This window comes from Streptomyces katrae, from assembly GCF_000966975.1.
Classification (GTDB): Bacteria; Actinomycetota; Actinomycetes; order Streptomycetales; family Streptomycetaceae; genus Streptomyces; species Streptomyces katrae.
On the sequence record NZ_JZWV01000606.1, the window covers coordinates 1 to 4,676 of the forward strand.

General features: G+C 74.4%; 3 protein-coding genes and 1 pseudogene. 1 reads left to right on the plus strand and 3 read right to left on the minus strand.

What is annotated here, in order from left to right:
* Together VR44_RS21670 and VR44_RS21675 are read right to left on the minus strand one after the other, a co-directional pair.
* Window positions 1-1,933, minus strand: a 1,933-nt coding sequence (locus VR44_RS21670) for a cache domain-containing protein (RefSeq protein ID WP_052713749.1), incomplete at its 3' end; no start/stop codon positions are given.
* Between the two features lie 116 nt (window positions 1,934-2,049).
* Window positions 2,050-3,300, minus strand: a complete 1,251-nt coding sequence (locus tag VR44_RS21675) for a CapA family protein (protein ID WP_094191817.1) — start codon at window positions 3,298-3,300, stop codon at window positions 2,050-2,052.
* Between the two features lie 257 nt (window positions 3,301-3,557).
* On the opposite strand from VR44_RS21675, the gene VR44_RS21680 reads away from it, so the two are divergent.
* A complete protein-coding gene (locus VR44_RS21680) occupies window positions 3,558-4,364 on the plus strand; it encodes a hypothetical protein (protein ID WP_157880370.1) in 807 nt (268 codons plus the stop codon).
* A gap of 118 nt (window positions 4,365-4,482) precedes the next feature.
* On the opposite strand, the pseudogene VR44_RS21685 reads toward VR44_RS21680, so the two are convergent.
* Window positions 4,483-4,676 (minus strand): annotated as a pseudogene (locus tag VR44_RS21685) (amidohydrolase); the annotation flags it as partial.

A 4,676-nucleotide genomic window follows, 5' to 3' on the forward strand; every position in this document is an offset into this window, starting at 1 on the left:
CCGCGATGACGTGGTCGCCGCCGCTGCGGTAGAGGACGCCGCCGGGCTTGCGGGCCGCGCCGACCTTGAGGGAGGAGCCCTGGACGAGGGCGTCGAGGCGGTCGTCGCCCAGGCCCTCGAAGGCCCGGTAGCCGCTGTTGGAGCCGATGGTCCGGTGCTTGGCGTCCACGACCCGGATCTCGCCGAGGCCGGGCCGCTTGAGGAGGGCGTTGAGGAAGTCGATGCGGAACTCGCCGACGACGGCCGTGCCGGTCCGGCCGGGGATCTCGGCCGTCGCGATGATGACGGGTTCCTTGGCGCCGTCGTAGAGGGCGACGGGCTCCTTGCGGGGGCCCTTGCCGAGGGGGGCCCGGGGGTGGCCGCCCGCCTGGGCGAGGGACTTGCCGGAGCCGTCGAGTACGTACAGGGAGGCGTAGCGCGTGTGCTCGCGCAGGGTGTGCTCCAGGACCTCGGACATGCGGTCGGGGCCGGCGTCGGGCCCCATCAGCGTGCCCACGGACGCCAGGTCGGCCTGGCCCTCGTTGAGGGCGCGCCGCACCCGGTCGTTGAGGGTGTCGGTGCGTTCGCGCTGGTCGTTGACGAGCTGCTGCGGCACGACGACGGAGTCGCCGGCCCGGTTGACGAGCAGGCCCAGCGGCAGGCACCAGGCCAGGAGCAGCACCGCGCAGACCGCGACGAGCGTACGGGCGCCCGTACGCCTCTTGTCGCGGCCGCGGGCTCCGGGCGTGGCGGGGGCGCCGCCGCCGTCGAGGTCGAGGTCGCGGAGCTGGCCGCGCAGCCGGTCGAGGGCGAGGGCGATCCGCGCGGCCTCGCCGCCGCGGGGGATGGTCACGGGGCGGGTGAGGTCGCCGCGGGTGAGCCGGCGGCTCTCCAGGAACAGGCTGATCAGCGGCCGTTGCACGGTGGCGACGAGCAGGGCGACGACGAGCGCGCCGACCAGGAGCAGGGTTCCGGCCAGGACCAGTCCGGCGAAGGCGTCGGTGGTGCGGGACGGGTTCTGGGCGATGTCGGTCATCGCGACGACGGTCAGGTCCAGGCTGGTGGCGCTGGTGCCGACGCCCGGTTCGGGTCCGGAGAGCCGGGCGTACCCGGCGGCGGCGCGTTCACCGCTGGTCACCGCGCCCGTCAGGCTGCCGCTGACGCCGGGGAAGCCGCCGGAGCCCGGTTCCTTGACGGTCAGGGGGTTGGCCCGGGTCTTCTTGGCGGCCGTCCTGGCGAAGGAGGCGAGCTGCTTGGTGTCCCGTTTGACGTCGGCGCGCCGGTCGTCGCTGAGGAGCATCTCGGGCTCGGGGATGCCGTCGGTGCTCAGGACGGTGCCGTCGGCGCCGACGACGGCGATGCTGCGGAGGTTGCCGAGGCTGATGCCGGGGAAGCGCAGGCTGCTGGAGGCGACCAGCAGTTGCTGGGGCTGGTCCTTCCAGGTGAGCAGGGCCAGGGTGAGCAGGCGGGTCTCGCCGTTGGCGAGGGTGACCATGCGGGGGGCGAGGCCGCCCTCGCCGGAGAGCTTGGTCCGGTCGACGGCCGTCAGCGGCAGGTTCTCGCCGCGTGCGGCGAGCAGCCGGCCCGAGCCGATCTCGACGACGGCGGTGCCCCGCCACTTCTGGTACACGCTGCCGATCCGGTCGAGCACGGCGTCGGGGGCGACCGGCTTGCCGGCGGAGAACAGGGCCGCGGCCCGGTCGAGGTCGGTGACGCTCTCGTCCAGGGAGGCGCGCAGGGCGATGGCGCCGTCCTCGGCGAAGTGCTGCTGGGAGGTGAGGACGGCCTGGGGGAGCCGGTCCTCGCGGACGCTGCCCAGGCTCATCGCGGTGAACCCCGCCAGGGCGAGCAGCAGGACCGACAGGACGGTGATCGGGGGCCTGATGCCGCCGAGCAGGGACATGTCGGCCCTGCGGCGGGCCTTGCGCCGTCGCTTGGGGGGCGAAGCGGCCACAGCGGGGGTCCTTCCTGGCGGGGAGGTCGTGAGCGCCGGCGGCGGGTGGTTCCGGCGGGCTCGGGTGGTGCGGGTGGGGGGGGCGAGTGGGCGTACGGGCGTACGGGCGTGCGGGGTCAGTCGGGGAGTTCCCGCAGGGGGCGCAGGCCGTCCTTGGCGGCGCCGCGGTTGAGCAGGGTGCCCCGGGTGCGTTCGAAGGCCAGGCGGTAGCGGGCGCGCTGCTCGGGCAGCAGCTTCTTCCCGTCGGGCATCGTCCCGGAGGCGAGGGCGGCGGCCACGTCGACCAGCCGGTGGTCGCGTGCGGGGGCGGGCCCGGTGCCCGGCAGGTCGGTGCCGGGGGTGCTCTCGGGATCGGGCGGGATGTCGGTGTAGGTCGGCACGAAGCGGGCCGCCACCTCCCACTTCCCGCTCTTCTCGGTGAAGTCGAACCAGCCGATGGCGCCCTCTTCGGTGAGGCCGCTGGGCACGTCGTGGCGGGCGAGCTGGTTGCCGAGCCCGTACGCGACCCAGGTCCCGTCGATCTTCTCCATCGGCTGGACCACGTGCGCGTGGTGGCCGATGACCAGGTCGACCCCGGTGTCCCGGGCGATGGCGCGGGCCAGTTCCCGCTGCGGGCCGCTGGGGTCGCTCTGGTGCTCGCGGCCCCAGTGGACGGAGAGGATCACCACCTCGGCGCCGGCCGCGCGGGCCCGCTTCTCGGCGGCGGCGACGGCCTTGACGCTGACGAGGTTGGCCAGCCAGGGCTTGTCCCCGGGGACCTCGTGGCCGTTGAAGCCGGAGGCGAAGGAGAGCTGGGCGACCTTGACGCCCTTGACGTCCAGGATGTTCGGCCGGTCCGCCTCCTGCTGGCTGCGGGCGGACCCGGTGTGCCTGAGGCCCTCGCGGTCCAGGGTGTCGAGGGTGCGCTGGACGCCCTCGGGGCCGTGGTCGAGGGTGTGGTTGGAGGCCGTGGAGCAGGTGTCGTAGCCGATGTTCTTGACCGTCTTGGCGATCTGCGGCGGGACGAGGAAGTCGGGATAGGTCTGGAAGGGGCCGCCGGGCTCGCCGAGGACCGGCTCCATGTGGCAGATCCCGAGGTCGGCCTTGCTGATGACGGGCTTGACGCCCGCCATGATGCGGTCGAAGTCGTATCCCGTGTGTCCGGCCGCGCGTGCGTCCCGGGCGGCCTGGTCGGTCAGCTGGGGGTGGATCAGGATGTCTCCGGCCGCGGCGACCGAGAAGGACCGGCCGCTCCCGCCGCCGGACGCCGCGGCGCCGCCGCCGGTTCCGCCGAGCAGGCCGCACCCCGCGAGGGCGAGGCTCAGCGGCGCGCACAGGAGCGCGGTGAGGGCCCTGGGGGAGACCGGTCGGGTGGGGCGGGGATGCATTCGGTTATTTTCGGCCAGTGACGAGGCCGAAGTTGACCAGAAATATAACGATCGCAGTGATCATTTGCGTAATGATCATGGCAGTCGTCGGTTATGTTGCTTTTCGTCCGAATAATTCGGCCAAAAATGCGGAGCCATCCGCTCCGCCGGCTGTGGCGCAGACCACCGATCTTCTGGACCGGGTGACCCGATTCACCTCCGCGTTCGGGGTCCGGGGCGGTTACCGCACCCCGACACGGGCCGAAAGGGATGTCCTGGTGGAGGGGGTTTCCGCCCTTTTCGGCGGGAACCTCGAACAGGCCCGGACCCGGCTCGCCGCGGTGGACTACCGCGTCGACACCTTCACCGACGGCCCCGGCGGCCGCCGCTACGCGGAGGTCGCGGACGCCGCGTCCGACTCCGGCCCCGCCGCCCGGGGCTGGGGCCGGGTCTACGTCGACCTCGGCGCCCCGGTGCGCTGGTCCGTCCAGGTCCCCCACCCGATCGCCGACCAGGACACCGAGCGGCTCGGGGTCGCCGTCCTGCGCGGATCACCGGGCGGGGTCATGGTCCTGGCGGGCGCCCACCGCAAGGCGGCCGGCGGCCCGGACGGGGGCGGGGCGGAGGACGGGGAGGGCGACGCGGCCGGGGACGGCTCCGGATCCGGGGGCGGCGGCACCGGGGAGGCCGATGTGGCGCACCGCCCCGACTCCGTCTTCCACGCCGTCATCGCCGAGCTGACCCGGCGGGGCCTGCCCGGCATCCAGTTGCACGGCTTCGCCGACTCCACCGTCCCCGGCACCGGGGCCGTCGTCTCCACCGGCGCGGGCGACGCCGCCACCGCCGACGCCGCACGGCTCGCCGCCGGGCTGGCCGCCCGGGGGGTGCGCCCCTGCCGGGCCTGGAGCGGCAGCTGCCGGATGTCGGGCCGGGGCAACGTCCAGGGCCGGCTGGCCGCCGAGCTCGGCACCCGCTTCCTCCACCTGGAACTCGCCCGCTCCGTCCGGGCGGACCCCGCCCGGCGCGACGAGACGGCGCGCGCGGTCACGGAGGTCACGGCGGGGTGGGCCGGGGCACCGGGGTAGCGCCGGGCGGGTACGGCGGAGGGGCCGGCCTCCCCCCGGAAAGCCGGCCCCTCCGTACCGTCGGCCGCGGCGTCCCGCCCCGCGGCCCCTCGCGAGGCGGTCACCTCGCGACGGCCTCCTACTCGGCGGACTCGTGGTCGTGGCCCGGGCGCAGACCGCCGCCGTTGCCCGAGCCGGTGGTCGGCTTCGAGACGACCGGCTGCGACAGCGGAGCCAGGTCGTAGGCGTAGTGGCCCACCGCGTTCGCGATCACGTCGACGTTGATGTCGAGCGCCTTCTGGTCGATGTTGCTGATGTCGTCACCCTTGCCGT